This window comes from Thiobacillus denitrificans (assembly GCF_001530125.1).
Classification (GTDB): Bacteria; Pseudomonadota; Gammaproteobacteria; order Burkholderiales; family Thiobacillaceae; genus Thiobacillus; species Thiobacillus denitrificans_C.
The window spans coordinates 68,887-92,548 of sequence record NZ_LDUG01000025.1; the positions used below are offsets into that span (position 1 = coordinate 68,887).

20 protein-coding genes are annotated in these 23,662 nt (G+C 61.9%); 4 read left to right on the forward strand and 16 right to left on the reverse strand.

The features are described 5' to 3' along the window. Positions 1-2: 2 nt before the first annotated feature. From ABW22_RS10000 to ABW22_RS10045, 10 genes are all read right to left on the reverse strand, one after another. Positions 3-473, reverse strand: coding sequence for a F0F1 ATP synthase subunit B (locus ABW22_RS10000; RefSeq protein ID WP_059755739.1), 471 nt, complete (start codon positions 471-473; stop codon positions 3-5). A 56-nt stretch (positions 474-529) separates the two neighbouring features. Next, the gene (gene atpE / locus ABW22_RS10005; protein WP_018509318.1) at positions 530-769 is read right to left on the reverse strand and encodes a F0F1 ATP synthase subunit C; all 240 of its coding nucleotides are present in this window, start codon (positions 767-769) and stop codon (positions 530-532) included. A 60-nt stretch (positions 770-829) separates the two neighbouring features. Beyond that, positions 830-1,672, reverse strand: a complete 843-nt coding sequence (gene atpB, locus ABW22_RS10010; RefSeq protein WP_059755742.1) for a F0F1 ATP synthase subunit A — start codon at positions 1,670-1,672, stop codon at positions 830-832. A 95-nt stretch (positions 1,673-1,767) separates the two neighbouring features. After that, a complete protein-coding gene (locus ABW22_RS10015; protein ID WP_059755744.1) occupies positions 1,768-2,145 on the reverse strand; it encodes an ATP synthase subunit I in 378 nt (125 codons plus the stop codon). A 255-nt stretch (positions 2,146-2,400) separates the two neighbouring features. Continuing rightward, positions 2,401-3,252: a ParB/RepB/Spo0J family partition protein gene (locus tag ABW22_RS10020; protein ID WP_059755747.1), complete on the reverse strand. Its 852-nt coding sequence runs from the start codon at positions 3,250-3,252 to the stop codon at positions 2,401-2,403. Next, complete coding sequence (locus ABW22_RS10025; protein ID WP_059755749.1) at positions 3,252-4,037, reverse strand: ParA family protein; 786 nt, start codon at positions 4,035-4,037, stop codon at positions 3,252-3,254. The genes ABW22_RS10020 and ABW22_RS10025 overlap by 1 nt, the downstream gene beginning before the upstream one ends. Next, entirely contained in the window at positions 4,037-4,660 is a 624-nt protein-coding gene (gene rsmG, locus ABW22_RS10030; RefSeq protein ID WP_059755752.1) for a 16S rRNA (guanine(527)-N(7))-methyltransferase RsmG, read from the reverse strand. The genes ABW22_RS10025 and rsmG overlap by 1 nt, the downstream gene beginning before the upstream one ends. Beyond that, positions 4,657-6,582, reverse strand: a complete 1,926-nt coding sequence (gene mnmG / locus ABW22_RS10035; protein WP_059755755.1) for a tRNA uridine-5-carboxymethylaminomethyl(34) synthesis enzyme MnmG — start codon at positions 6,580-6,582, stop codon at positions 4,657-4,659. The genes rsmG and mnmG overlap by 4 nt, the downstream gene beginning before the upstream one ends. A 49-nt stretch (positions 6,583-6,631) precedes the next feature. After that, positions 6,632-8,527 carry an ATP-binding cassette domain-containing protein gene (locus ABW22_RS10040; protein WP_059755757.1) on the reverse strand — a complete coding sequence of 632 codons (1,896 nt, stop codon included), beginning with the start codon at positions 8,525-8,527 and terminating at the stop codon, positions 6,632-6,634. An 84-nt stretch (positions 8,528-8,611) separates the two neighbouring features. Then, positions 8,612-9,502 (reverse strand): IS1595-like element ISThde1 family transposase, encoded by an 891-nt coding sequence (locus ABW22_RS10045; protein WP_059755760.1) that lies wholly within the window; start codon positions 9,500-9,502, stop codon positions 8,612-8,614. 341 nt (positions 9,503-9,843) lie between these two features. Between ABW22_RS10045 and ABW22_RS10050 the strand changes: the two genes are divergently transcribed. After that, complete coding sequence (locus ABW22_RS10050; protein ID WP_237763299.1) at positions 9,844-10,773, forward strand: GGDEF domain-containing protein; 930 nt, start codon at positions 9,844-9,846, stop codon at positions 10,771-10,773. A 131-nt stretch (positions 10,774-10,904) separates the two neighbouring features. Here ABW22_RS10050 and ABW22_RS10055 read toward each other — a convergent pair whose 3' ends face one another. From ABW22_RS10055 to rpmH, 6 genes are all read right to left on the reverse strand, one after another. Continuing rightward, on the reverse strand, positions 10,905-12,560 hold the full coding sequence (locus tag ABW22_RS10055; protein WP_059755763.1) for a DEAD/DEAH box helicase: 1,656 nt from the start codon (positions 12,558-12,560) through the stop codon (positions 10,905-10,907). A 342-nt stretch (positions 12,561-12,902) separates the two neighbouring features. After that, complete coding sequence (locus ABW22_RS10060; RefSeq protein WP_059755765.1) at positions 12,903-14,669, reverse strand: ABC transporter ATP-binding protein; 1,767 nt, start codon at positions 14,667-14,669, stop codon at positions 12,903-12,905. Positions 14,670-14,745: 76 nt separating this feature from the next. After that, on the reverse strand, positions 14,746-16,086 hold the full coding sequence (mnmE, locus tag ABW22_RS10065) for a tRNA uridine-5-carboxymethylaminomethyl(34) synthesis GTPase MnmE (protein WP_082708726.1): 1,341 nt from the start codon (positions 16,084-16,086) through the stop codon (positions 14,746-14,748). After that, positions 16,058-17,698 (reverse strand): membrane protein insertase YidC, encoded by a 1,641-nt coding sequence (gene yidC / locus ABW22_RS10070; protein ID WP_059755768.1) that lies wholly within the window; start codon positions 17,696-17,698, stop codon positions 16,058-16,060. Before yidC ends, mnmE begins: the two co-directional genes overlap by 29 nt. 13 nt (positions 17,699-17,711) lie before the next feature. Further along, the gene (gene rnpA / locus ABW22_RS10075; protein WP_059755770.1) at positions 17,712-18,098 is read right to left on the reverse strand and encodes a ribonuclease P protein component; all 387 of its coding nucleotides are present in this window, start codon (positions 18,096-18,098) and stop codon (positions 17,712-17,714) included. 29 nt (positions 18,099-18,127) lie between these two features. After that, complete coding sequence (gene rpmH / locus ABW22_RS10080; RefSeq protein ID WP_059755773.1) at positions 18,128-18,262, reverse strand: 50S ribosomal protein L34; 135 nt, start codon at positions 18,260-18,262, stop codon at positions 18,128-18,130. Between the two features lie 226 nt (positions 18,263-18,488). On the opposite strand from rpmH, the gene dnaA reads away from it, so the two are divergent. From dnaA to gyrB, 3 genes are all read left to right on the forward strand, one after another. Then, positions 18,489-19,832: a chromosomal replication initiator protein DnaA gene (gene dnaA / locus ABW22_RS10085; protein WP_059755776.1), complete on the forward strand. Its 1,344-nt coding sequence runs from the start codon at positions 18,489-18,491 to the stop codon at positions 19,830-19,832. Between the two features lie 178 nt (positions 19,833-20,010). Continuing rightward, entirely contained in the window at positions 20,011-21,117 is a 1,107-nt protein-coding gene (gene dnaN, locus ABW22_RS10090) for a DNA polymerase III subunit beta (RefSeq protein ID WP_059755778.1), read from the forward strand. Positions 21,118-21,176: 59 nt separating this feature from the next. Further along, positions 21,177-23,636 (forward strand): DNA topoisomerase (ATP-hydrolyzing) subunit B, encoded by a 2,460-nt coding sequence (gene gyrB, locus ABW22_RS10095; protein WP_059755781.1) that lies wholly within the window; start codon positions 21,177-21,179, stop codon positions 23,634-23,636. The last annotated feature ends 26 nt before the right edge of the window (positions 23,637-23,662 follow it).

A 23,662-nucleotide genomic window follows, 5' to 3' on the forward strand; every position in this document is an offset into this window, starting at 1 on the left:
ATTTACAGCTCGGCTTTCAGCTGGCCCAGCAGGTCAGCGTGGGTTTGCGCGTTGACTTCGCGGCGCAGGATTTTTTCCGCACCGGCCACGGCCAGTGCAGCCACCTGATCACGCAGACTTTCGCGTGCACGGTTGGTTTCCTGTGCGATATTGGCCTGGGCTGCGGCAAGCTGACGCTCGCCTTCTTCCTTGGCCGCGATTTTCGCTTCCTCGATGATCTGAGCCGCGCGCTTGTCCGCCTGCGCAATCACTTCGCCAGCTTGCGCCTTGGCGTCGCGCAGCTTGTCAGCGGCTTTTTTGGCAGCCAGCTCCAGTTCGTGCTTGCCGCGGTCGCCCGCGGCCAGGCCGTCGGCGATCTGTTTCTTGCGCGTTTCGAGCGCGTTCATGATCGGCGGCCACACGAACTTCATGCAGAACCACACGAAGAGGATGAACGTGATGGACTGGCCGATCAAAGTTGCGTTGAAATTCATATCCGCACCTTAATTAATGAGACGGGGGTTAAACAAGTTCCGTATCAACCCGCGAATTAACCGGCAACGGCAAACAGAACGTACATGGCCAGACCGACGGCGATCATTGGCACGGCGTCAACCAGACCCATGACGATGAAGAACTGGGTACGCAGCATCGGGATCAGTTCGGGCTGACGGGCAGCGCCTTCAAGGAAGCGGCCACCAAGGATGCCGATGCCCACGGCCGCGCCGAGCGCACCCAAACCCATCATCAGGGCGCCAGCGATATACAGCACTGCTTGAGTCATTTCCATTTGTTGCTCCTAAAAGTAAAAATTAAAGTTGAAACAGAAACTGGTTAAGTACAACCGAAATCAATGATGCTCTGCGTGAGCCATGTCCAGATAAACGATGGTCAGGGTCATGAAGATGAAGGCCTGCAGGGTGATGATGAGGATGTGGAACACCGCCCACGCCCACTGCAGCACCCCGCCGAACGCAGCCAGAATCCACCCGCCGCCATACATCAGCGCAATCAGGATGAAGATCATTTCGCCGGCGTACATGTTGCCGAACAGACGCAGTGCCAGCGAAATCGGTTTGGCGATCAGGCCCACGCCCTCGAGCAGCAGGTTGACCGGGAACAGGAATTTTGGGAAAGGCTGGAACGCCAGCTCGGAGAAGAAGCCGCCCGCGCCTTTCATCTTGACGCTGTAGTACAGCACCAGGAAGAAGATCGACAGCGACATTCCGAACGTCACGTTGGGGTCGGTCGTCGGCACTACTTTCAGGAACGGCACCCCCGCCATCGACGCGGCATAGGGCAGCCAGTCAACCGGAATGAGGTCCATCATGTTCATCAGGAACACCCACAGGAACACGGTCAGCGCCAGCGGCGCGACCAGCGCATTCTGGTGCGAGAAGGAGCCGCGCACCGTGCTGTTGATGAACTCGATGACCCACTCGACAAAATTCTGCAAGCCGGTCGGCACCCCGACGGTGGCCTTTTTGGCCGCCATGCGGAAGAAAAACAGGAACAGGACGCCGAGACCGATCGAGAACAGCATGCTGTCGACGTTGATTGCCCAGAAGCCCATGGCCGCGGCCTCTTCGGCGCCGGAAGCGATGCCCCAGGTGCCATCGGCATGCTGGCCATAGGTCAGGTTTTGCAGGTGGTGCTTGATGTACTCGCCAGAGGAATGGTATTCCGAAGCCATAGTGATCAAATTCAATAAGTGGGTTTTGGATGGACACGCGGCGCGCCCCCATTCAAAACCAACCTTGACAAAACCCGGTGGGCAAACAATTCTTTTTACTTACTGTTGCGGCTTGTCGCTGCGGCCAGCCAGCCAAGCTGGGCCAGCAGCAGCCCCAGCAACAATGGCAAGGGCGCCAGATTCAGCACCCCGAGGCCCACAACCAACAAACCCACCAGCAGCACCAGCCGCTCAACCCCGGCACGGATGAACAACTTGAACAAGCGGTGCTGGTCCCATTCAGGGTGCCGCATCGACTGCCGCTCGCGCCAGACCAGCACTACGCTGACCGCCAGCGCCACCAGTGCGCCATACAACATGGCGAATCCCGCCTCGATTCCGGCAAACACCCCCCCTATCAGGGCAGCGATCGGCGCGAGGCCCGCTTGCGCCAGCGCCACCCGCCGGGTGCCGGTATGAATGCCGGTGAACATTAGCCGGGCATGATACTGAATCAGTGAGGTCTATGCAATCATCAAACAGCTTGATGATGAATTTCGCTATGTAATGTAATGGGGACTTCTATAAATGCCCGTTTTGTCATTGCGAGCGAAGCGCGGCAATCCAGCGCATTGATTAAGCGGGCATTTCTGGATCGCCGCGTCGCTACGCTCCTCGCGATGACAATTGATAGAAGTGCCCTAATGATGTTCTATAGCCAACAATTGGCGGCCCACAACGGCACCACATTACAGCTGGATTCCCAGCCTTTGCAGCAAGCCCTGCAGCTCGTCCGCACTGGCAAATTGCAGCGTCAGCCTGCCGCTGCCCTTGCTGTTGGCATGCACGTGGGCGGTCATCCCCAGCGCATCGGACAGCGCCTCTTCCAGACGGATCACATCACGCGAGACGGCCTGTTTGGCCGGTGCAGCAACGGCGTCTTTCAGCCGCGCCACCCTGCGCTCGACCTCGCGCACCGACAGGCCGCGGGTTTCGATTTCGTGCGCCAGCTCACGCTGAGCGGTTGCGTGCAAAGGCAACAGCGCGCGCGCGTGGCCCATTTCGATGAGGCCTGCGGTGACCATGTCCTGCACCGGATGCGACAGATTGAGCAAACGCAGCAGGTTGGACACCGTCGCGCGCGACTTGCCGACCGCCTGCGCCACCGCGTCGTGCGTCATGCCGAATTCGTGTATCAGGCGCTGCATGCCGTGCGCCTCGTCAATGGCGTTGAGATCCTCGCGCTGGATGTTTTCGATCAGCGTCATCGCCGCCACCGCGTCGTCGGCAACCTCGCGCACCAGCACGGGGATTTCGGCGAGGCCGGCCAGTTGCGCCGCGCGCCAGCGCCGCTCGCCGGCGATGATTTCATAGCCGGTCGCGACTTCACGCGCCAGAATCGGCTGCATCAGCCCCTGTGCGCGGATCGAATCAGCCAGCTCCTGCAGCGATTCGCTGTCCATCTGCGTGCGCGGCTGGTATTTGCCGGGCACCAGTTGCGTCACATGCATCATGCGCAGGTCGCCCTGCGGCGGCGGCGCGCTGTCTTCGCCGCCCAGCAGCGCGTCGAGCCCGCGCCCGAGTCCCTTGAGTTTGGCCATTATGCTGTTTCCCCTGCTGTGATGCCGGCACGCCTGAGCGTTTCCTCGGCCAGTTCCATATACGCCTTCGCGCCCTTGCACTGGCGGTCGTAGGCCAGCACCGGCAGCCCGTGGCTGGGCGCCTCGGCCAGCCGCACGTTGCGCGGGATCACGGTGTCGTACACCTTGTCACCGAAATGCTGCTTGATCTGATCCGACACCTGCTGCGCCAGCGTGCTGCGCGGGTCGAACATCACGCGCAGCAGGCCCTCGATGCGGATGCCGGGATTAAGCCGCTGCTTGACCTTTTTGATCGTGTTGACCAGATCGGTCAGCCCTTCCAGCGCGTAGTACTCGCACTGCATCGGGATCAGCACCGCCTCGGCCGCCGCAAACGCGTTGACGGTCAGCAGATTCAGCGTCGGCGGGCAATCCATCAGGATGAAATCGTAGTCGTCGGCGACCTGCGCCAGCGCCGCCTTCAGTCGCAGGTCGCGCTGCTCCAGGTTCACCAGATCGATTTCCGCGCCGGCGAGTTCGCGGTTGGCCGGGATGACGTCGAAATGTCCCGGTTCGGAGCGCATCCGCGCGTCGCGCACGCTCACCTGGTTGAGCAGGATCTGGTACACCGTCGGCAGCGCGCTGCGCTTTTCGATGCCCGCGCCCATGGTCGCGTTGCCCTGCGGGTCGAGGTCGGCCAGCAGCACGCGCTGGCCGAGTTCGGCCAGGCTCGCGGCCAGGTTGACCGCCGTCGTCGTCTTGCCGACGCCACCCTTCTGATTCGCAATTGCCAGGATTCGGCTCATTAAACAGGCTCCAGAACGATCAAGTGGCGGCTCACCTCCAGGCCGGGGACCACGAGCGCGTGGTTAGCGCTCACTTTCACCCAGTCCGGCAATAATGCGATCTCTTCGTGCGGCATCAACCCTTTCATCGCCAGCCAGCGGCCAGTGGGTTTGAGGAGATGACGGGTCAGCGTGACGAATTCCTTGAGGTCGGAAAACGCGCGCGAGATGATGACATCAAAACGTGCATTAGGCTGGTAATCCTCCACCCGGCCCGTGATCACATTCAGATTGCTCAGAACCAGTTCGGCCTTGGCCTGCAGCAAGAAAGCGGTCTTCTTGGCGACGCTGTCGATCAGCGTCACCTGCAAGTCGGGCCGCGCGATCGCCAGCGGGATACCCGGCAACCCGCCGCCACTACCGACGTCAAGCACGGTTTCACCCTGAAAGAAGGGAACCGCCGCCAACGAGTCCAGCAGATGGTGGCTGACCATGCGCTCAGCGTCGCGCACCGCGGTCAGGTTGTGGACGCGGTTCCACTTCCCCAGCAGTGCCAGATAGGCCAGCAGCTTTGCCTTGGCGCCTTCGGGCAAGGTGAGACCCAAGGCGGCGATGCCCGCCGTTAACTGTTGTTCGACCGTCATGCGCTTTGCTTGTGTTCGTCCGGCTTGAAGCCGCGCTGGGTTTTATCTGGCGCGAAACCGCGCTTGGCGTACACCAGCAGCACCGAAATTGCCGCCGGCGTCATCCCTTGCAGCCGCGCAGCCTGCCCCAGCGTTTCGGGACGCGCCTTCTGCAGACGCTGGCGCACCTCCATCGACAGGCCGGTGAACAGGCTGTAGTCGAGGTCGGGCGGCAGCCGCAGGGCTTCCTGCCCGCGCTGTTTTTCGACCTCGTCGTTCTGGCGATCGATGTAGCCCTGGTATTTGGCGGCGATCTCGACCTGCTCGGCCACGCGCTGATCGGCCTCCCCAGCCCCGCCGCCGGGCAGCGCGAGCACCTGCGCATAGCTCAGATCGGGCCGGCGCAGCAACTCGAACAGGCTGTATTCATGGTCGATCGGCTGGCCGATGAGCCGGGTGGCGTCCTCGGCCGGCAGGATGGCGGGGTTGACCCAGGTTGCCTTGAGGTGCTCGGTCTCGCGCGCGACCGCGTCACGCTTGCGGCTGAAGGCATCCCAGCGTGCGTTGTCGACCAGACCGAGATCACGCCCGATTTCGGTCAGCCGCATGTCGGCATTGTCCTCGCGCAACTGCAGGCGGTATTCAGCACGGCTGGTGAACATGCGGTAGGGCTCGGAGACCCCACGCGTGATGAGGTCGTCGACCAGCACCCCGAGATAGGCTTCATGCCGCCCGGGACGCCACGCGTCTTTTTCCTGCGCCTGCAAAGCGGCATTGATGCCCGCCAGCAGGCCCTGCGCCGCGGCCTCTTCATAGCCGGTGGTGCCGTTGATCTGTCCGGCGAAAAACAGGCCGGCGATCGACTTGGTCTCGAGCGAGGCCTTGAGGTTGCGCGGGTCGTAATAGTCGTATTCGATGGCGTAGCCAGGCCGCAGGATGTGCGCCCGCTCCAGCCCGGGAATCGAACGCACGATCGCCAGCTGGACGTCGAACGGCAGCGAGGTCGAAATGCCGTTGGGATAGATCTCGTGGGTGGTCAGTCCCTCGGGTTCGAGGAATATCTGGTGGCTGGTCTTGTCGGCGAAGCGGGTGATCTTGTCCTCGATCGACGGGCAATAGCGCGGCCCCACCCCTTCGATCACGCCGGTGTACATCGGCGAACGGTCAAGGCCGCCGCGGATGATTTCGTGCGTTTCCGCCGTGGTGTGGGTGATCCAGCATGGGCGCTGCGCGGGATGCCTCGCCGCGTCGCCCATGAAGGAAAACGCCGGCGCCGGGTCGTCGCCCGGCTGCGCCTGGGTCTGGCTGAAATCGATGGTGCGGCCGTCGATACGCGGCGGGGTGCCGGTTTTCAGGCGGCCGACCGGCAGGTTCAGTTCGCGCAGGCGCGCGGCCAGCGACACCGAGGGCGGGTCACCCATACGCCCGGCCTGGAAGTTTTCCAGCCCGACGTGCACCAGGCCGCCAAGGAAGGTGCCGGCGGTCAGTACCACCGTGCGGCCGCCGAACACGATGCCGAGCTGGGTTTTCACGCCGACGACGCGGTCGCCGTCGAGCAGCAGATCGTCCACCGCCTGCTGGAACAGCGTGAGATTGGGCTGGTTTTCCAGCCGCTGCCGGATCGCCGCCTTGTACAGCAGCCTGTCAGCCTGCGCCCGGGTGGCGCGCACCGCCGGACCCTTGGACGAGTTGAGCGTACGGAACTGTATCCCCGACTCGTCGGTAGCCAGCGCCATCGCGCCGCCCAGCGCGTCGACTTCCTTGACCAGGTGCCCCTTGCCGATGCCGCCGATCGACGGGTTGCACGACATCGCGCCCAGGGTTTCGATGTTGTGCGTCAGCAGCAACGTCTTCACGCCCATGCGCGCGGCCGCCAGCGCGGCCTCGGTGCCGGCGTGGCCACCGCCGACGACGATGACATCAAAAGATTCAGGGAAATTCATGGGCGCATTTTACCCGCTGCCGGCTTTCGTTTCACGTGAAACATCCTCGCTAGCCGGCCTGTTTCGCCTCCAGCGCCTCCCAGCGTGCCAGCGCGTCGAGCAATTCGGCCTCGATGGCCTCGGAGCGGGCATGCAGCGCTGTCGCTTCCTGCGGCTGGTCTTGATACAGCACGGGGTCGGCCAGCTTGGCCGCAAGCACCCCCTGCTCGGTTTCCAGCGCCTGAATCTGCACGGGCAAAGCCTCCAACTCGCGCGCCTCCTTGTAGCTAAAACTGGATTTGGCTGCAGGCTTGGCCGATGCGGTTGTCGGTGAAGTCCTGGTGCCGGCGGATTGCTGGGCGGCCTTGGTTTGCTGCGCTTTCCACGCCTGCCAGTCGGCATAGCCGCCGACGATTTCGGTCAGCTTGCCGTCGCCCTCGAATACGATGGACTGGGTGACGACGTTGTCGAGGAAGGTGCGGTCGTGCGAGACGATGAGCACGGTGCCGCTGTACTCCTGCAGCAACTGCTCCAGCAACTCCAGGGTGTCGATGTCGAGGTCGTTGGTCGGCTCGTCCAGCACCAGCAGGTTGGCGGGGCGGGCGAACAGGCGCGCCAGCAGCAGCCGGTTGCGCTCGCCGCCGGACAGCGCCGACACCTTGGCGCGCGCCCGCTCGGCGGGGAACAGAAAGTCTTCCAGATAGCTGATGACGTGCTTTTTCTGCCCGCCGATTTCGACAAAATCGGAGCCGGGCGCAATCGTGTCGATCAGCGTCGCGTCATCGTTCAACTGGTTGCGAAACTGGTCGAAGTAGGCCACTTCGAGCTTGGTCCCTTGCTTGATCGTGCCGGACTGCGGCTTCAGGTCGCCCAGAATCAGGCGAATCAGGGTGGTTTTGCCTGCGCCGTTGGGGCCGAGCAGGCCCAGCTTGTCGCCGCGCAGCACCGTACCGGAAAAGTCACGGATCAATATCCGGTCATCGTAGCCGTAGGTGACATGCTCGAGCTCGGCCACCACCTTGCCGGAACGGTCGCCCGCGTCAATCTGGAAGCCGACCTGCCCGGCGCGGCCCATGCGTGCCTCGCGCGTGAGGCGCAAAGCTTCGAGTCGCCGCACCCGGCCTTCGTCGCGGCAGCGCCTGGCCTGCACGCCCTTGCGGATCCAGACCTCCTCCTGCTTCCAGAATTTGTCGAACTTGCGGTTATGCACCGCCTCGATTTCCAGCTGTTCGGCTTTTTTGGCCTGATAGGCCGTGAAGTTGCCCTGGTATTCACGCAACTGGCCGCGATCGAGTTCGACGATGCGGTTGGCGACGTTGTCCAGAAAGCGCCGGTCGTGGGTAATGAACAGCAGCGCACCCTTGAAGTCCTTGAGCAGGCCCTCCAGCCACTCGATTGCTGAAAAATCGAGATGGTTGGTGGGCTCGTCCAGCAACAGCAATTCGGGGTCGGTCACCAGTGCACGCGCCAGCGCAACGCGTTTTTTAAGGCCGCCGGACAAGGTATCGACCGCTTGCTCGGCGTCCAACCCCAGTCGCTGCAGGGTTTCCTCCACCCGGCTGTTGAGCCGCCAGGCATCGTGGATTTCGAGCTCATGCGACAGCCGCTCAAGGTCTTCAAACGCGTCCATATCCCCCTCGGCCACACGGTGGGCGGCGGCGTGGTAATCGGCGAGCAGGCGTTGCGCCTCGCCGACGCCTTCGGCCACAGCTTCGAATACGGTATGGCCGGGCTGAAACTGCGGCTCCTGCGGCACGTACGCAAGCTTCAAGGCCGGTTTGCGCCAGACATCCCCGGCATCCGGCGGGTTGATTCCGGCGATGATTTTCAGCAGGCTGGACTTGCCGGTGCCGTTGCGGCCGATCAGGCCGATGCGCTCGCCCGCATCGACCACCAGCGAAGCGCCGTCGAGCAGCGGCCAGTGGCCATAGGCGAGTTCAAGTCGGTCAAAGGTAAGCAGCGGCATGGATCAGGGGGATCTAAAGGTAGGGGGCGGAATTATCCGCGATTGAGGGCAGCGTGGGAGGCCCGGGCAATATTTTATATGCCTCTATACCATTTTCAGTTTGACCTGAGTGTGCGTCAGGCAGGCGTTGAGCAGGCGTAATGGCAATTCGGCTTCCCACTCGCGCCGGTTGAACCGGTAGCAGAACTCATTGAGATACTCTTGCAGATATTTGGACGATACGCCGTGATAGGTGCCCAGCAAAAACGCCTTGAGGTTGCCGATGGCAATATGCACCCAAGGCAGCCATTCGCCCGCCTTGTCGGGCGGCGTCACCCGTGCGGCATGGTGCTGAGTCTTGCCGATTTCCACCAGGGCAGACAGCGCATCGCTACGCACTAGCTGACCGGGTGGGAGATGACGTTGAACAAACTGCGCTACCGTTTCACGGGTGACGGCAGCGACCTGCTGCATGGCGATAAACCCGGCACGTTTGTCCCGATTTTCAATCGCCACCAGTACCGGGGGTTTGCCCTCGGCGCCGCGGCCTCGCTTTCCGCTGCGACGACCGCCCACCAAGGCATCGTCAATCTCGATCAGATCGTGCAGCCGATAAATGCTGTCCCGGTGTCCCATGGCAATGCGGATCTTGCGCAGCATCCGGCTGGCCGTGATCCAGGAAACCCCAATCTGTTTGGAAAGACGCGCGGCAGAAATGCCGCCCTTGTCCGAGGCCGCCAGGTAGATCGCCCAGAACCACTTGCTCAGGGGCAGGTTGGTGGAGTGAAACAGCGTCCCCGCCGTGCGCGAGGCTTGGTAATGGCACTGGGAGCATTCGCAGGAATGGCGCGTGCTGATGACATAGCCATGATCATGCCCGCAGCGCGGGCAACGGAACCCTTCAGGCCAGCGTTGCCGCGCCAGTGCCTGCGCGCAGGCTTCTTCCGTTCCGTACCGTTTCTGCCAGTCCAGCAGGTTGGTTTCCGTCGCTTTCATGATTCAACTCCTTCTCTCGTTGATCATAAAGAGTTAGGCAGGAAAAACTGAAAACGGTCCAGAGGCATATAGGCTAAAGCTCCTTCCAGGATTTTGACATGATGCAGCGAATGACCGGTGCAATGATGCGGGTGGCTGCACGCGTAATGACACCACCTATTCTTGCTGCCATGCGTACCGTCAATCCGGCATTGTCTCAAAAATGGGACGCCCCGTAGTGGTGGTCGTGTCGCGTCATAAGCGGCTTCCCTACGCCTGACGAAGCGCGACGCAGTGCCGATCACTCAAACTAAAACGCATTTTTTGCGTACGGCTCCTGATGAAAGTCTATCAACGCATTTTTGAATCCCCGCCTGATCGCCCAGCTCCTGGTCGATCAGGCGGGGCGCATCACCCTGGCGAACGCCCAGGCCGAGACCCTGTTTGGCTACGACCGCAGCGAGTTGATCGACCAGCCTGTCGAAATGCTGGTCCCGTCCCGCTTCGCCGCACGCCATGTCGGCCACCGTGCCGGGTTCATGGCCGAGTCGCACAGCCGGCCGATGGGCGCCGCCGTCGAGTTATTTGCCCGGCGCAAGGACGGCAGCGAGTTGCCGGTCGACATCATGCTGAGCCCGATGCTCATTGCCGGCCGCCACTTTACCCTCTGCGTCGCGCGCGACATCACCGAACGCAAGGCAGCGGCCGACAAGCTCAGGCAACAGACCGCGGAACTCCAGAAATTGCACGCGGAACTGAAGGAACTTGCCAACCGGGACAGTCTGACCGGCCTGCTCAACCGGCGCGCATTTCACGAGCACGCCGCGCAGATGCTCAGAACCGCGCGCCGCAGAAAGGAAAGCGCCGCCCTGTTGATGATCGACCTGGATCACTTCAAGGAGGTGAACGACCGCTTCGGCCACGCCGAAGGCGATCATGTGCTGAAAATGGTCGCTGCCGCCCTCAAGGCCACCGCGCGGGGGAACGACATCGTGGCGCGCTATGGCGACGAGGAATTTGTCGTTGCCGTCCTTGGCGCGAGCGACGCCGAAAGCATCGCGGCGGCCGAGCGGCTGCGGCTGGCCACTGCGGCCATCAAGAACACGAAAAGCACCATCACAGCCAGCATCGGCGTCACCACCTGCACACCTCAAGTGCATAAGCGCGACACGTCCCTGATCCTGGAGACACTGCTCGCCCAGGCGGATCGCACGCTCTATGCCGCCAAGGCCAACGGCAGAAACCAGGTCTGCCACGTCAACAGCCTGGCACAAGCCGACTCCTTCCAATAACCGGCGGCCAGCCTTCAGGGTTGGCTGCGGAGATGCCGCAGGGATCTAACCAGCATCGGCAGGAACACGGGCAATAAAAAAGGGGGTTTCACGTGAAACCCCCTTTCTACTGCCGCTAACCGCTTGAGCGATCAGTCCTTGAAACGTCCCCGCACGCCGACGCGATTGCCGCCGCCCCGGTTTTCATTGCCGCCGCTGCGCGGCTGGCCGGGACGCGCACTGTTGCCGCGGTCACCGTAGCTGCGGGGGGCGGCCGCTTTGGCCTTGGCCTCGCGCTCGCGCTTTTCCCAGTATTCGACGCTGTTGCCGTTGACTTCGGCTTTGGGCGCAGCCTGTGCATCAGCACCCCGATACCCCTCGTTGCGCGGCTGACGGTCGCCATACGCGGCGCGTGGGGCGCCGCCGAACGGGCCGTGCGGGGCGCCATCGGCACGATTGCCGCGCGGCGGCGCATCGCTGCGGGCCGGGCGGTCGCCGCTGGGGCGCGCATCGGCACGGTAGCCCCGGTCGCGGTTGTCACGGCTGTCGCCGCGCGGCGGACGGTCGCCGTAGCTGCGTGGTTCGCTGCGCTTGTCGCCAAATCCGCCGCGCGGGCTCGCGTTGCTGCGCGGACGTCCCGCTGCTGCAGGGCGACCGGCAGTCGGCTTCTGGCTGGGTTCCAGCCCAGGCATGGTGTGGACCTCGATACGGCTGCCGGTGTAGCGCTCGATATTGCGTACCAGGCCGACTTCGCGCATGCCGGCGAAGCTCACTGCGATGCCGGTGCGGCCGGCACGGCCGGTGCGGCCAATGCGGTGAACATAATCCTCGGCCTGCCGCGGCAGATCGAAGTTGATGACGTGGCTAATGCCCGCTATGTCAAGGCCTCGCGCGGCAACGTCGGTGGCCACCAGCACGCGGGTCCGGCCTTCTCGCAGGCGCTGCAGTGCACGGTTGCGCTGACCCTGCTGCATGTCGCCATGCAACGCGTCGGAGGCAAAGCCACTCTCGGCCAGCAGGTCGGAAATTTCCTCGGTGCTGCGCTTGGTCGAGGCGAACACGATGGCCTGCGTCATCTCCACGCCGCGCAGCAGCGCGTCGAGCAGGCGGTTTTTATGGTCCATGTTGTCGGCAAACAACAGCCGCTGCTCGATCTTGGCTTCCTGCTTGGCTTCTGCCGCGATCTCGATGCGCTGTGCATCGCGGGTCAGTTCGCGCGCCAGGTTGCCCACCACGCCATCGAGCGTAGCCGAGAACAGCAGCGTCTGGCGCTCTTTCGGGCAACGCGCGGCGATGGCCTTGATGTCGTCGACAAAACCCATGTCGAGCATGCGGTCGGCTTCGTCGAGCACCAGCACTTCCAGGCGCGAGAAGTCGATCTTGCCACGCTCCAGATGGTCGATCAGGCGACCCGGGGTCGCCACCACCACGTCCACCGGCTGGGACAGGCGCTTCAGCTGCAGGCCATACGGCGAGCCGCCGACCAGGCAGGCGGTGCGGAAACGGCGCACTTCGCTGCCATAGGTGATGGCCGCTTTTTCGACCTGCTGCGCGAGTTCGCGCGTCGGCGTCAGCACCAGTACGCGCGGGCCCATGCTTTTGCTGGTCGACTCGACCAGCAGACGCTGGATCGACGGCAGCATGAATGCTGCGGTCTTGCCGCTGCCGGTGTGCGACGACACCAGCAGATCGCGGCCGGTCAGCGCAGCGGGGATCGCCTGCTGCTGCACCGGCGTGGCGTTTTCGTAGCCCGAAGCCAACACGGATTTAAGGAGAAGGGGATCAAGCCCAAGTTCGGAAAAGCTCATGACAATACCTTTTTAGTGCGCTCAAACGCGCAAAGCAGACCTGCGCCCGGTTCAATACCGAACAGGTCATAAAATACGAACCGGAATATAAGCGGCGTTTGGAATGTATTAATTCCTGACCGCCCAACGGGTCGCGTCGATCACATCGGCGCCAACCACAAGACTTGCCACTGCCGGCTGTCAAAAATAACCGGAGCACAAAAGAGAGGTCGAAGACGATGGGGCTGTGAGAACAGTCCCGAGGCACGGCGGCAAAAGCCTGACCTGCCCACTGCTGTATGCACAACTCAAAAAAGTATATCAGAAAACGCTGTAATTAGGGCGGCCTGGTTTGAAATGATCTCAGGCGGGGTGATACAGCTTGTGATACAGGCCACCGCGGTTGATCAGTTCATCGTGACCGCCCACTTCCACCACCCGGCCGTTCTCGAACACCAGAATGCGGTCGGCCTGTTTCACCGCCGACAGGCGGTGAGCAATGATGAGCGTGGTGCGCCCGGCCAGAAACCCGCTTAGCGCCTGATGCAGGCGCCGTTCGGTGTCGCTGTCGAGCGCCGAGGTGGCCTCGTCGAGGATGACGATCTTGGGGTTGGCGACAATCATGCGCGCGATCGCCAGGCGTTGCCGCTGGCCGCCCGACATGCGCACGCCCTGGCGCCCCACTGCCGTATCCAGCCCGTGCGGCAGCGCGGCGATGAAATCCTTCAGCTGGGCGATTGCCAGCGCCTGCCACAGCACGGCATCGTCGGCCTCGCGCCCCAGCGTGAGGTTGGCGCGCACGCTGTCGTTGAACAGCACCGGGTGCTGCAGCACCACGCCGACGTGTTCGCGCACCGTTTCCCAGCCGATCTCGGTCACCGGCGCGTCGCCATAGAAAATCTGCCCGGACTTCACCGGATACAGCCCCAGCAAGGCCTGCACCAGGGTCGATTTGCCGCCACCGGAGGCGCCCACCAGCGCCACCTTCTCGCCCGTCGCCACCGTCAGGCTGACGTCGTCGAGCACCGTCTCGCCCTCGTCGTAGGCAAAGCTCACGTGGTCAAGCGCAATGCCGACGGTGGTCTGGCCGGAAAAGGGGTCGCGCAGCACCGGATGCTGCGGCTCGCTGGCGAGGCCGAGCAACGCGTTGATGCGCCCCAGCGCGGTGTTGGCGGCGTACCAGGCATACTGCATGTTCACCAGATCCTGCACCGGCGTCATCATGAACCAGAGGTAGCCGAATACCGCCAGCATCTGGCCGATGGAGAGATCGGAAAACACCACCATCAGCATCGCGCCGGCACGGAAGGCGTCAAAGCCCGCAAGAAACACGAAGAAGGAAAACCGGCTCATCGCGTCCGACTTCCAGGCGAACGCCGCCGCATGCTGGCGGATGTCGGCGGCCTTCCCGGTCACCCGCGCCAGATAATGCTTCTCGCGGTTCATCGCACGGATCTGGGTCAAGGCATCGAGCGTTTCAGAGAGCGCGTCCTGAAACACCTCGAACGCGCGGTTCTCGAACTTTTTCAGGTCCTTCACCCGCTTACCGAGCTTGGTCGAAAACAGGATCACGATGGGGTTCAGCAGCAGGATGAAAAGCGCCAGCTGCCAGTGCATCCAGAACAGCACCGCGGCGACGCCGACCAAGGTCAGCATCGACACCACCAGGCCCGAAACCGAGGCGCCGAGGAAGCTGTCGATGGCATTGAGGTCGGTCACGAAATGCGAAGTCACCCGCCCTGCACCCACCGTCTCGAACTGCGACAGCGCGATGCGCGACAGGCGGTTCAGCATGCGCACCCGGATCCGATACACCACTTCCTTGGCCAGCAGCGAAAACGTCCGCCCCTGCCACACGTTGAGCAAAATGGCCGTCAGCCGCAGCACCACCGTCAGCAGCAGCGCAGCGCCGATGAACAGCACCGGGCCGTGCCACGCGACCGGAAACCACGCACCAATGGCGGCGACCATTTTTCCCGGATGCTGCAGCAGCACCTCGTCGACCATCAGCGGCAGCAAGAGCGGCACCGGCACCGAAGCGGTGACGGCCAGCAACGCAATCAGGTTGGCCTGCAGCAGACGCGCGCGATGGGTCTTGAGTTCGTCGGCGATGCAACGCCAGGTCAGCATGACTGACAGTCCTGAGGGAGGGAACACGTTTCAAGCATAAGCGCTGACGCGCTCGGGAAAAAGTCTGGACGGTCGATTACTTGCCGATGCAAAACTTGCTGAAGATTTCGCCCAGCAGATCATCGGCGGTGAATTCGCCGGTGATTTCCGACAGGGCCGCCTGCGCCAGCCGCAGTTCCTCGGCAAGCAACTCGAGTTGCGCGGCCGATACGCGCGCTACGGCAAGGTGGCGGGCGGCACGTTCGAGCGCGTCGAGGTGACGCGCGCGCGCCATAAAGGCGCCCTCGCCGACGGCCTGCCAGCCAGCCGCTTCAAGCAGTTTTTCGCGCAGCAGTTCGACCCCGGCACCAGTCTTGGCGGACAGCCAGATTTCGTCGCCCATCGCGCGCGGCGCATCAAAGGTGACGTCGATCTTGTTGTGGAGGGTCAGCCGCGCCACACCAGACAAGCGTTGCAGGATCGCTGCCTCGCGTTCGCCGACGCCGTGCGCAGCGTCGACCAGCAGCAACGCCACATCGGCCTTTTCCACCGCCGCCCAGGTGCGGGCGATGCCAAGCTGTTCCACCAGGTCGTCGGTGTCGCGCAGGCCGGCGGTGTCGATGAGGTGCAGCGGCACGCCCTCGATCTGGATCGCCTCGCGCACGGTGTCGCGCGTGGTGCCGGCGATCTCGGTGACGATCGCCGCCTCGAATCCGGCCAGCTGGTTCATCAGGCTCGACTTACCGACGTTCGGCTGGCCGATCAGCACCACCGTCAGACCTTCACGCAGCAACGCGCCCTGCCTGGCCTGGGAGCGCACCGCCCGCAGGCGGGCATCGATGACATCGAGCCGGCCAAAGGCGGCGGCGTCGCGCAAAAAATCGATTTCTTCTTCGGGAAAATCCAGCGTGGCTTCGACCAGCATGCGCAAGCGGGTCACCGCCTCGACCAGCTCGGCAATCCGCGCCGAGAACGCACCCGAGAGCGAGCGCACCGCCGAGCGAGCGGCCTCGGTGGACGCCGCATCGATCAGATCGGCCACCGCCTCGGCCTGCGCCAGATCGAGCTTGCCGTTGAGAAACGCGCGCCGGGAAAACTCGCCCGGCTCGGCCAGCCGTGCACCAAGCTCGATACAGCGCTGCAGGATCAGATTGAGCACCACCGGCCCGCCGTGCCCCTGCAGCTCCAGCACATTTTCGCCGGTGAATGAATGCGGCGCGGCAAAGTAGAGCGCGATGCCCTCGTCGAGCACCTCGCCATCGCCATCGAGAAAACGGGTAAATGTGGCACGGCGCGGCTCAGGTACGCGTCCGAGAATCGCTGCGGCAAGCGGGGCGATTTCCGCGCCCGACACCCGAACCACCCCCACCCCACCGCGCCCGGGGGCGGTGGCGATGGCGGCAATCAGCTCAGGTCTTGGCGGAGGCAGGTTTGTCACCGCCCACAACCTGCCTGTTGATCATCCACTGCTGCGCGATGGACAGGATGTTGTTGACGACCCAGTACAACACCAGGCCAGCCGGGAAAAAAATGAACATCACGGTAAACGCCACCGGCATGATCATCATGATCTTGGCTTGCATCGGATCCATCGGCTGCGGGTTCAGCTTGACCTGCAGGATCGAGGTGATGCCCATGACGACTGGCAGGATGTACCACGGATCAGGCGCGGTCAGGTCGGTGATCCAGCCCAGCCAGGGCGCGCCGCGCATTTCGACCGCCGCGAGCAACACCCAGTACAGCGCGATGAACACCGGAATCTGGATCAGGATGGGCAGGCAGCCGCCGAGCGGATTGATTTTCTCGGTCTTGTACATCTCCGCCATCGACTGGTGCAGTTTGGCACGGTCGTCGCCGTAAGTTTCCTTCAGCTTCTGCAGGCGCGGGGTCAGCTTCTTCATCTTAGCCATCGACTTGTAGCCCGCCGCCGACAGCGGGTACAGCGCCAGCTTGAGGAGGAAGGTCAAAATGATGATGGCCCAGCCCCAGTTGCCGACCAGGCGCTCGATTTTTTCCAGCGACCAGTAAATCGGATAAGCCAGCGGCGTGAGCCAGCCGTAGTCGCGCACCAGGTCGAGCCCCGGCGCGGTTTTTTCCAGCATGGTCTGGGTCTGCGGCCCGGCATACAGCGGGACCGTGAACGTCTTTTGCTGGCCGGGTTCGAGCGTGCCTTCGGCCACAATCATCCCGGCGGAATACAGGCCGTCGCCTAATGCGCGGGTGTAATACTCGCGCTTGACGCTGCCCTTGGGCAACCAGGCCGACACGAAGTGGTGCTGCACCATCCCGACCCAGCCGTTATCGGCGGTTTTCTCGAAGTCGGCCTTGCCAGCCTGAATGTCCTTGAACTTGACCTTCTGGAATTTCTTGGCGTCAGTGTAAAACGCCGGGCCCGTGAAAGTGTAGAGGAAGAAGGATTCACCGCGCGGCGCTTCGCCGTGGCGGGTGAACTGGTAGTACGGGGTCAGATCGATGGGCTCGGTGCCACCGTTGATGACGCGGGTTCTGACGGTGATCTGATAGCTGCCGCGCTTGAAAATATAGGTTTTTTCGACGCGCACGCCGGTGGCAGGGTCGACCCACACCAGCGGCACTTCCAGCTGCGCTGCACCACGGGTCAGGCGATAGGTGCCGGGGTTGAGCTGAAACACGCTGCGGTGCGTCGGCAGGCCTTCCCCAACCAGGCCGCTTTGCGCCAGATAAGGCTGCGTCTGACTGTCCTCGAACAAGGTGAAAACCTGATTCCTGTCTTCCGTTTCGCGATACGACAGCAATTGCAGTTCGCGCAGGTCGCCGCCGTTGCCATCGATGGTGGCGCGCAACACGTCGGTTTCCACCACGGCACGCGGGCCCCTGCCAAAACCGCTCGATGGGGTTGCGGGTGGCGCGGTCGCTTTCAGGGCCTCGCTGGGCGTCGGTACGCCCGTAACAGGCGCGTCCATCACAGAAGGCGCGGTCGGCACCGGCGCGCTTTTGTCCTGCCAGGCTTCCCATAGCAAAAGCAGCGAAAAAGAAAAGACGATAAAAAGGATCAGCCGCTGGTTATCCATGAGACGGGACGCGTTAGTTGGAAGAGAATTCCGGCGCGATTTCGCTCACCGGAGCCATTGGCCATTTTGCCATGGCACGGTTGCCGGCACGTTTAAAGGTGCGTGACAAATCGCGTGCCTCGTCGCCGCGAACCGGCTTGGCGATCAGGCGAACGACGAAATCACATGCAGGGAGCTCCGGCAGTACCTGCCGGAAGCTTTCCCGCACGCAGCGCTTGACGCGGTTGCGGTCGACCGCCCGCGCAAGCAGGCGTTTGGCAATCACCATTCCCAGGCGCGGATAACCCACCAGGTTGGGCCGCGCCATTACCACCACATAGTCGGTCCTGGCGCGCTGGTTGTCGGCAAACACCCGATCGAAATCAGCCTTGGCAACTAGCCGCGCGTCGCGCAGGCGCACGTCGCGAAGCGTGTCGGGGTGCGTGTCGGTCAGACTGCCAGACGCTCGCGGCCCTTGGCGCGGCGTGCGTTGATGATGGCGCGGCCTGCCTTGGTTTTCATGCGGGCGCGGAAACCGTGGGTGCGCTTGCGACGGACGGTGGAGGGTTGATAAGTGCGTTTCATGACTATCCTTTCTGGCGGGTGCCGACCGGATCCTGCGGGAGGTTGGCCGAACACAAAAAAATTTGTTGAAAAACCGCGTATTAAACCCTTCCGGCTGGGAGGATGTCAAGTTGATATAGGAAGGCCCTGCTGTTCCCGGTCCATCTGGCCTGTGGATAACCTGGTCAAAGGAGAGTAAGATTCGTATTTGAATCCCATGCAGCTTACCGCCCCCCACCCCTCGACTATGGATTCCTTCTGGGACCTTTGCCAAGAGCGCTTCCGCGCCAACCTGACCCAGCAGCAATTTAGCACATGGATCAAACCCCTGGTCTTTGACGATGCGGGGGGTGACGTGCGAATTCTGGCGCCCAACCATTTCGTGATGGACTGGGTGCGCGAAAAATTTGCCGAGCATATCGAGGGGTGGGCGCAGGAGTTTTACGCACATCCGGTCGCCATCACCTATGCGTTGGGCAAAAAAAGCAGCACCCCGCGCGCGCCCACGGCCCCTGCCTCTGTGCAATATGCAGCGCCTGCGCCGGCCGCTGCCATGGCACCGGCCCAGATTGGCCTGCGCATCAATCCGGGGTTTAATTTCGACAACTTCGTCTCCGGCCGCGCCAACCAGCTGGCGCGCGCTGCCGCCCTGCAGATCGCCAACAACCCCGGGGTGGCCTACAACCCGCTGTTCGTCTACGGCGGGGTGGGCCTGGGCAAGACCCACCTGCTGCAGGCGATCGGCAACACGGTGCGCCAGGCCAACCCGAACGCACGCATCAGCTATATCCACGCCAACGATTATGTGGACGATGTGGTCAAGGCCTATCTGAACAAGCAGTTCGATGACCTGAAGCGGCGCTACATGTCACTGGACCTGTTGCTGATCGACGACATCCAGTTCCTGGCCAAGAAAGACCGCACACAGGAAGAATTTTTCTACGTTTTCAACTCGTTGATCGAAAACAAGAAACAGATCGTCATCACCTGCGACACTTTCCCCAAGGAAATCAGCGGGCTCGACGACCGGCTGAAATCGCGCTTTGCCTGGGGCCTGACAGTCGCTGTCGAGCCGCCGGAACTGGAAATGCGGGTGGCCATCCTGTTGGCCAAGGCACAGGCCGAAAACGTCAAGCTCGACGAGAACGTCGCCTTCTTCATCGCCAAACAGGTTCGTTCCAACGTGCGTGAGCTGGAAGGCGCCTTGAAACGGGTCATCGCATTTTCACGTTTCCATGAAAAACCGATCACCCTGGAACTGGTGAAGGAAGCGCTACGCGATCTGATTGCATCGACCTCGCGTATCGTGTCGATCGAGAACATCCAGAAAACCGTCGCCGACTTTTACAAGATCAAGGTCGCCGACATGTTTTCCAAAAAGCGCACGCGCAATCTGGCGCGTCCCCGTCAGATCGCGATGGCCCTGGCGAAGGAACTGACCAACCAGAGCCTCCCCGAGATCGGCGAATCGTTCGGCGGGCGCGACCACACCACGGTCATTCACGCCTGCCGCAAAGTTGCCGAATTGCGCGAGACGCAAGCCGACATCGGACGTGATTATCTGGTGTTGTTACAAAGCCTGACAGGCTGAGGATGAAATGTGGATAAGTCGGGCCGTGCGGCGAATGGAGAAAAACTATCCCCACCTCTCCCACTTAGCCAAGGTGTTACCCACACCAAAAAATTAACATAAGCGGTTATTTTAATTAGGTAAAAAAGCTTATCCCCAGTTTTAAGCCGCCTTTATTATGACTCTCAGGTATATATAAATGCTATTAGTACAAAGCGAACGCAACGCACTTCTGACTTCCCTCTCGGCTGTGGTCGGGGTGGTCGAACGACGTCACACCCTGCCTATCCTGTCCAACCTGCTGTTGGAGAAAAAAAACGGCACGCTTACAGTGCTGGCGACCGACCTCGAGTTGCAGGTCAGCACGCAGCTGGACAGTGCGGAAGCAGGCGAAGACTTTGCCATCACCATCGCGGCACGCAAGCTGTTCGACATCGTTCGTGCGCTGCCGGACACCGCCAAGATCAAGCTCGACACCAAGGACAGCCAGGTGGTGGTGAGCGCGGGCAAATCGCGCTTCACCCTGCAAACCCTGCCGGCCGCTGATTTTCCGCGGGTTGAAACCGGTGCGGGGCTGGGCGAGACGATCCGCCTGCCGCAAAAAACACTGAAGCGCCTGCTGCAGCTGGTGCAGTTCGCCATGGCCAGCCAGGACATCCGGTATTATCTCAACGGTATGTTGCTGGTGCTGGATGGCACGCAGTTGCGCGTGGTGGCCACCGATGGGCACCGTCTGAGCTATGCAGAAACCCAGCTCGAAACCGGAGCCGAGGCGCGCGAAGTCATCATTCCGCGCAAGACCGTGGTCGAACTCTCCAAGCTTTTGAGCGATGTGGAGGATCCGGTCGAACTGCGCATCGGCGCCAATCAGGTCACCATCACCCTGTCCGGTACCGAACTGGTCACCAAGGTGGTGGACGGCAAATTTCCCGATTACCATCGCGTCATCCCGGCCAGCCATCCGCGCCACCTCAAGGCGAACCGTCAGAGCGTGATACAGGCCTTGCAGCGTGCGGCGATTCTATCGAACGAGAAGTTTCGCGGCGTGCGCCTGGTGATGAGCGAGAACACGCTGGGCATTGTCTGCAACAACAACGAACAGGAAGAGGCCGCCGATGAAATCGAAGTCAGCTACAACGGGGACCCGCTGGACGTCGGCTTCAACGTGACCTATCTGCTCGATGGCCTGGGTGCGCTCAATAGCGAGGAAATCACCCTGTCGCTGGGCGATGCCAACAGCAGCATGCTGCTGACCAGCGAAGGCGAAGCCGGCTTCAAGTACGTCGTGATGCCGATGAGAATTTAAGCGCGGCGCATCCAGGCCCGACGCCCCCCTCACCCTTAGCAACAACCGATAGGAACACCATGAGCGACAAGCCCGAAAACGTCAACGACGGTTACGATGAAGACAGCATCCAGCAGCTGGAAGGCCTGGAAGCGGTGCGCAAGCGCCCCGGCATGTACATCGGTGATACCTCCGACGGCACCGGCCTGCACCACATGGTGTTCGAAGTGATGGACAACGCCATCGACGAGGCGCTGGCCGGCTATTGCGACGACATCAAGGTCATCATCCACCCCGACAACTCCATCTCGGTTTCCGACAACGGGCGCGGCATCCCGGTCGGTATCAAGTTCGACGACAAACACGAGCCGAAGCGCAGCGCAGCTGAAATCGTCATGACCGTACTGCACGCGGGCGGCAAGTTCAACCAGAACAGCTACAAGGTGTCGGGTGGCCTGCATGGCGTCGGCGTGTCGTGTGTCAACGGCCTGTCGAAATGGCTGAAGCTGGTCGTGCGCCGTGACGGCAAGAAATACATCATGGAATTTAATCGCGGCAAGGTCGTTGACCGTGAAATCGACATCCAGAAAGGGGTTGAGGTCTCTCCGATGAAGGTCGTCGGAGACACCCAGAATCGTGGCACCGAAGTGCACTTTTCGGCTGACGAGGAAATCTTCGGCAACAACGTCGAATTCCACTACGACATCCTTGCCAAGCGCATCCGCGAATTGTCCTTTCTTAACAATGGGGTGAAGATCGAGCTGATCGATCATCGCGACGGCAAGAGCGAAAACTTCGCGCATTCGGGCGGCGTCAAGGGCTTCGTCGAATACATCAACCGGGTTAAATCGGTGTTGCACCCCAAGATTTTCAGCGCGATTGGCGAAAAGGACGGCATGACCGTCGAAGTCGCCATGCAGTGGAACGACAGCTATTCCGAAACGGTGCAGTGCTTCACCAACAACATTCCGCAGCGTGACGGCGGCAGCCACCTGACCGGCCTGCGCATGGCAATGACGCGGGTGCTGAACAAATACATCGAGGAAAACGAACTGGCGAAAAAAGCCAAGGTCGAAACCACCGGCGATGACATGCGCGAAGGCCTGAGTTGCGTGCTGTCGGTCAAGGTTCCCGACCCGAAATTCTCGTCGCAGACCAAGGACAAGCTGGTGTCCAGCGAAGTGCAGCCGGTGGTGCAGGAAATCGTCGGCCAAAAGCTCGCCGAATTCCTGCTGGAAAACCCCAGTGATGCCAAGCTTCTGTGCAGCAAGATCATCGATGCAGCGCGTGCGCGCGATGCAGCGCGCAAGGCGCGTGAAATCACCCGTCGCAAGGGGGTCATGGATGGTCTGGGTCTGCCCGGCAAGCTGGCCGACTGCCAGGAAAAAGACCCCTCGCTGTGCGAAATCTATCTGGTCGAGGGCGATTCCGCCGGTGGCTCTGCCAAACAGGGACGCGACCGCAAGTTTCAGGCGATCCTGCCACTCAAGGGCAAGATCCTCAACGTCGAACGCGCGCGGTTCGACAAGGTCATTGGCAGCCAGGAGATCGCCACCCTGATCACCGCGCTGGGCACCAGCATCGGCAAGGACGATTACAATCCTGACAAACTGCGCTACCACCGCATCATCATCATGACCGACGCCGACGTCGACGGCGCACACATCCGCACCCTGCTACTGACCTTCTTTTACCGCCAGATGCCCGAGCTGGTCGAGCGCGGCCACATCTACATCGCGCAGCCACCGCTGTACAAGGTCAAGCATGGGCGGGCCGAGCGTTACATCAAGGATGAACACGCATTCAAGGAACACCTGATGGCCGAGGCGATGAAGGACGCCGAATTGACCCCGATGGACGGCGCCATGCCGATCATGGGGGAAGCGTTGGAGACGCTGGCGCGTGAGTACTTCCTCGCCGAAGCCGTATGCGAACGCCTGGCACGCTTGCTGCCAGACGACGTGCTGCAGGCGCTGATGCGCATTCCGCGCATGAGCCTGGCCGATAGTGGCGCCGCCATGCTGAGCGAGGCGAGCCTGGGCGCGGCGCTGGACGCGCAGAAATACGAGATCGCTGCCGAATTCATCAGTGAAACCGACAGTCACCGCCTGCGCATCATCCGCCATTCCCACGGCAACACCTATGTCAACTTCCTCGAAGCGGATATGCTCGAATCCGGCGATTACAACCAGCTCGTCAAGGTCGGCGATTTGCTGCGCGAACTGATCGGCCTGGGTGCACGCGCCAAGCGCGGCGAAAAGGAAACCCCGGTGCAAAGTTTCCGCGAGGCAATGGACTGGTTCCTGGCCGAAGTCAAACGCGGCATGAGCATCCAGCGCTACAAGGGCCTGGGCGAGATGAACCCCGCGCAGTTGTGGGAAACCACTATGGATCCCAAGGTGCGCCGGCTGATGAAAGTGCAGATCGATGACGTGATTTCAGCCGACCAGATTTTCACCACCCTGATGGGGGATGAGGTTGAACCGCGCCGCAATTTCATTGAAACCAATGCACTCGGGGTTCGCAACCTGGATGTTTAAATCTGAGTAGTGTGTTGCACCATGCA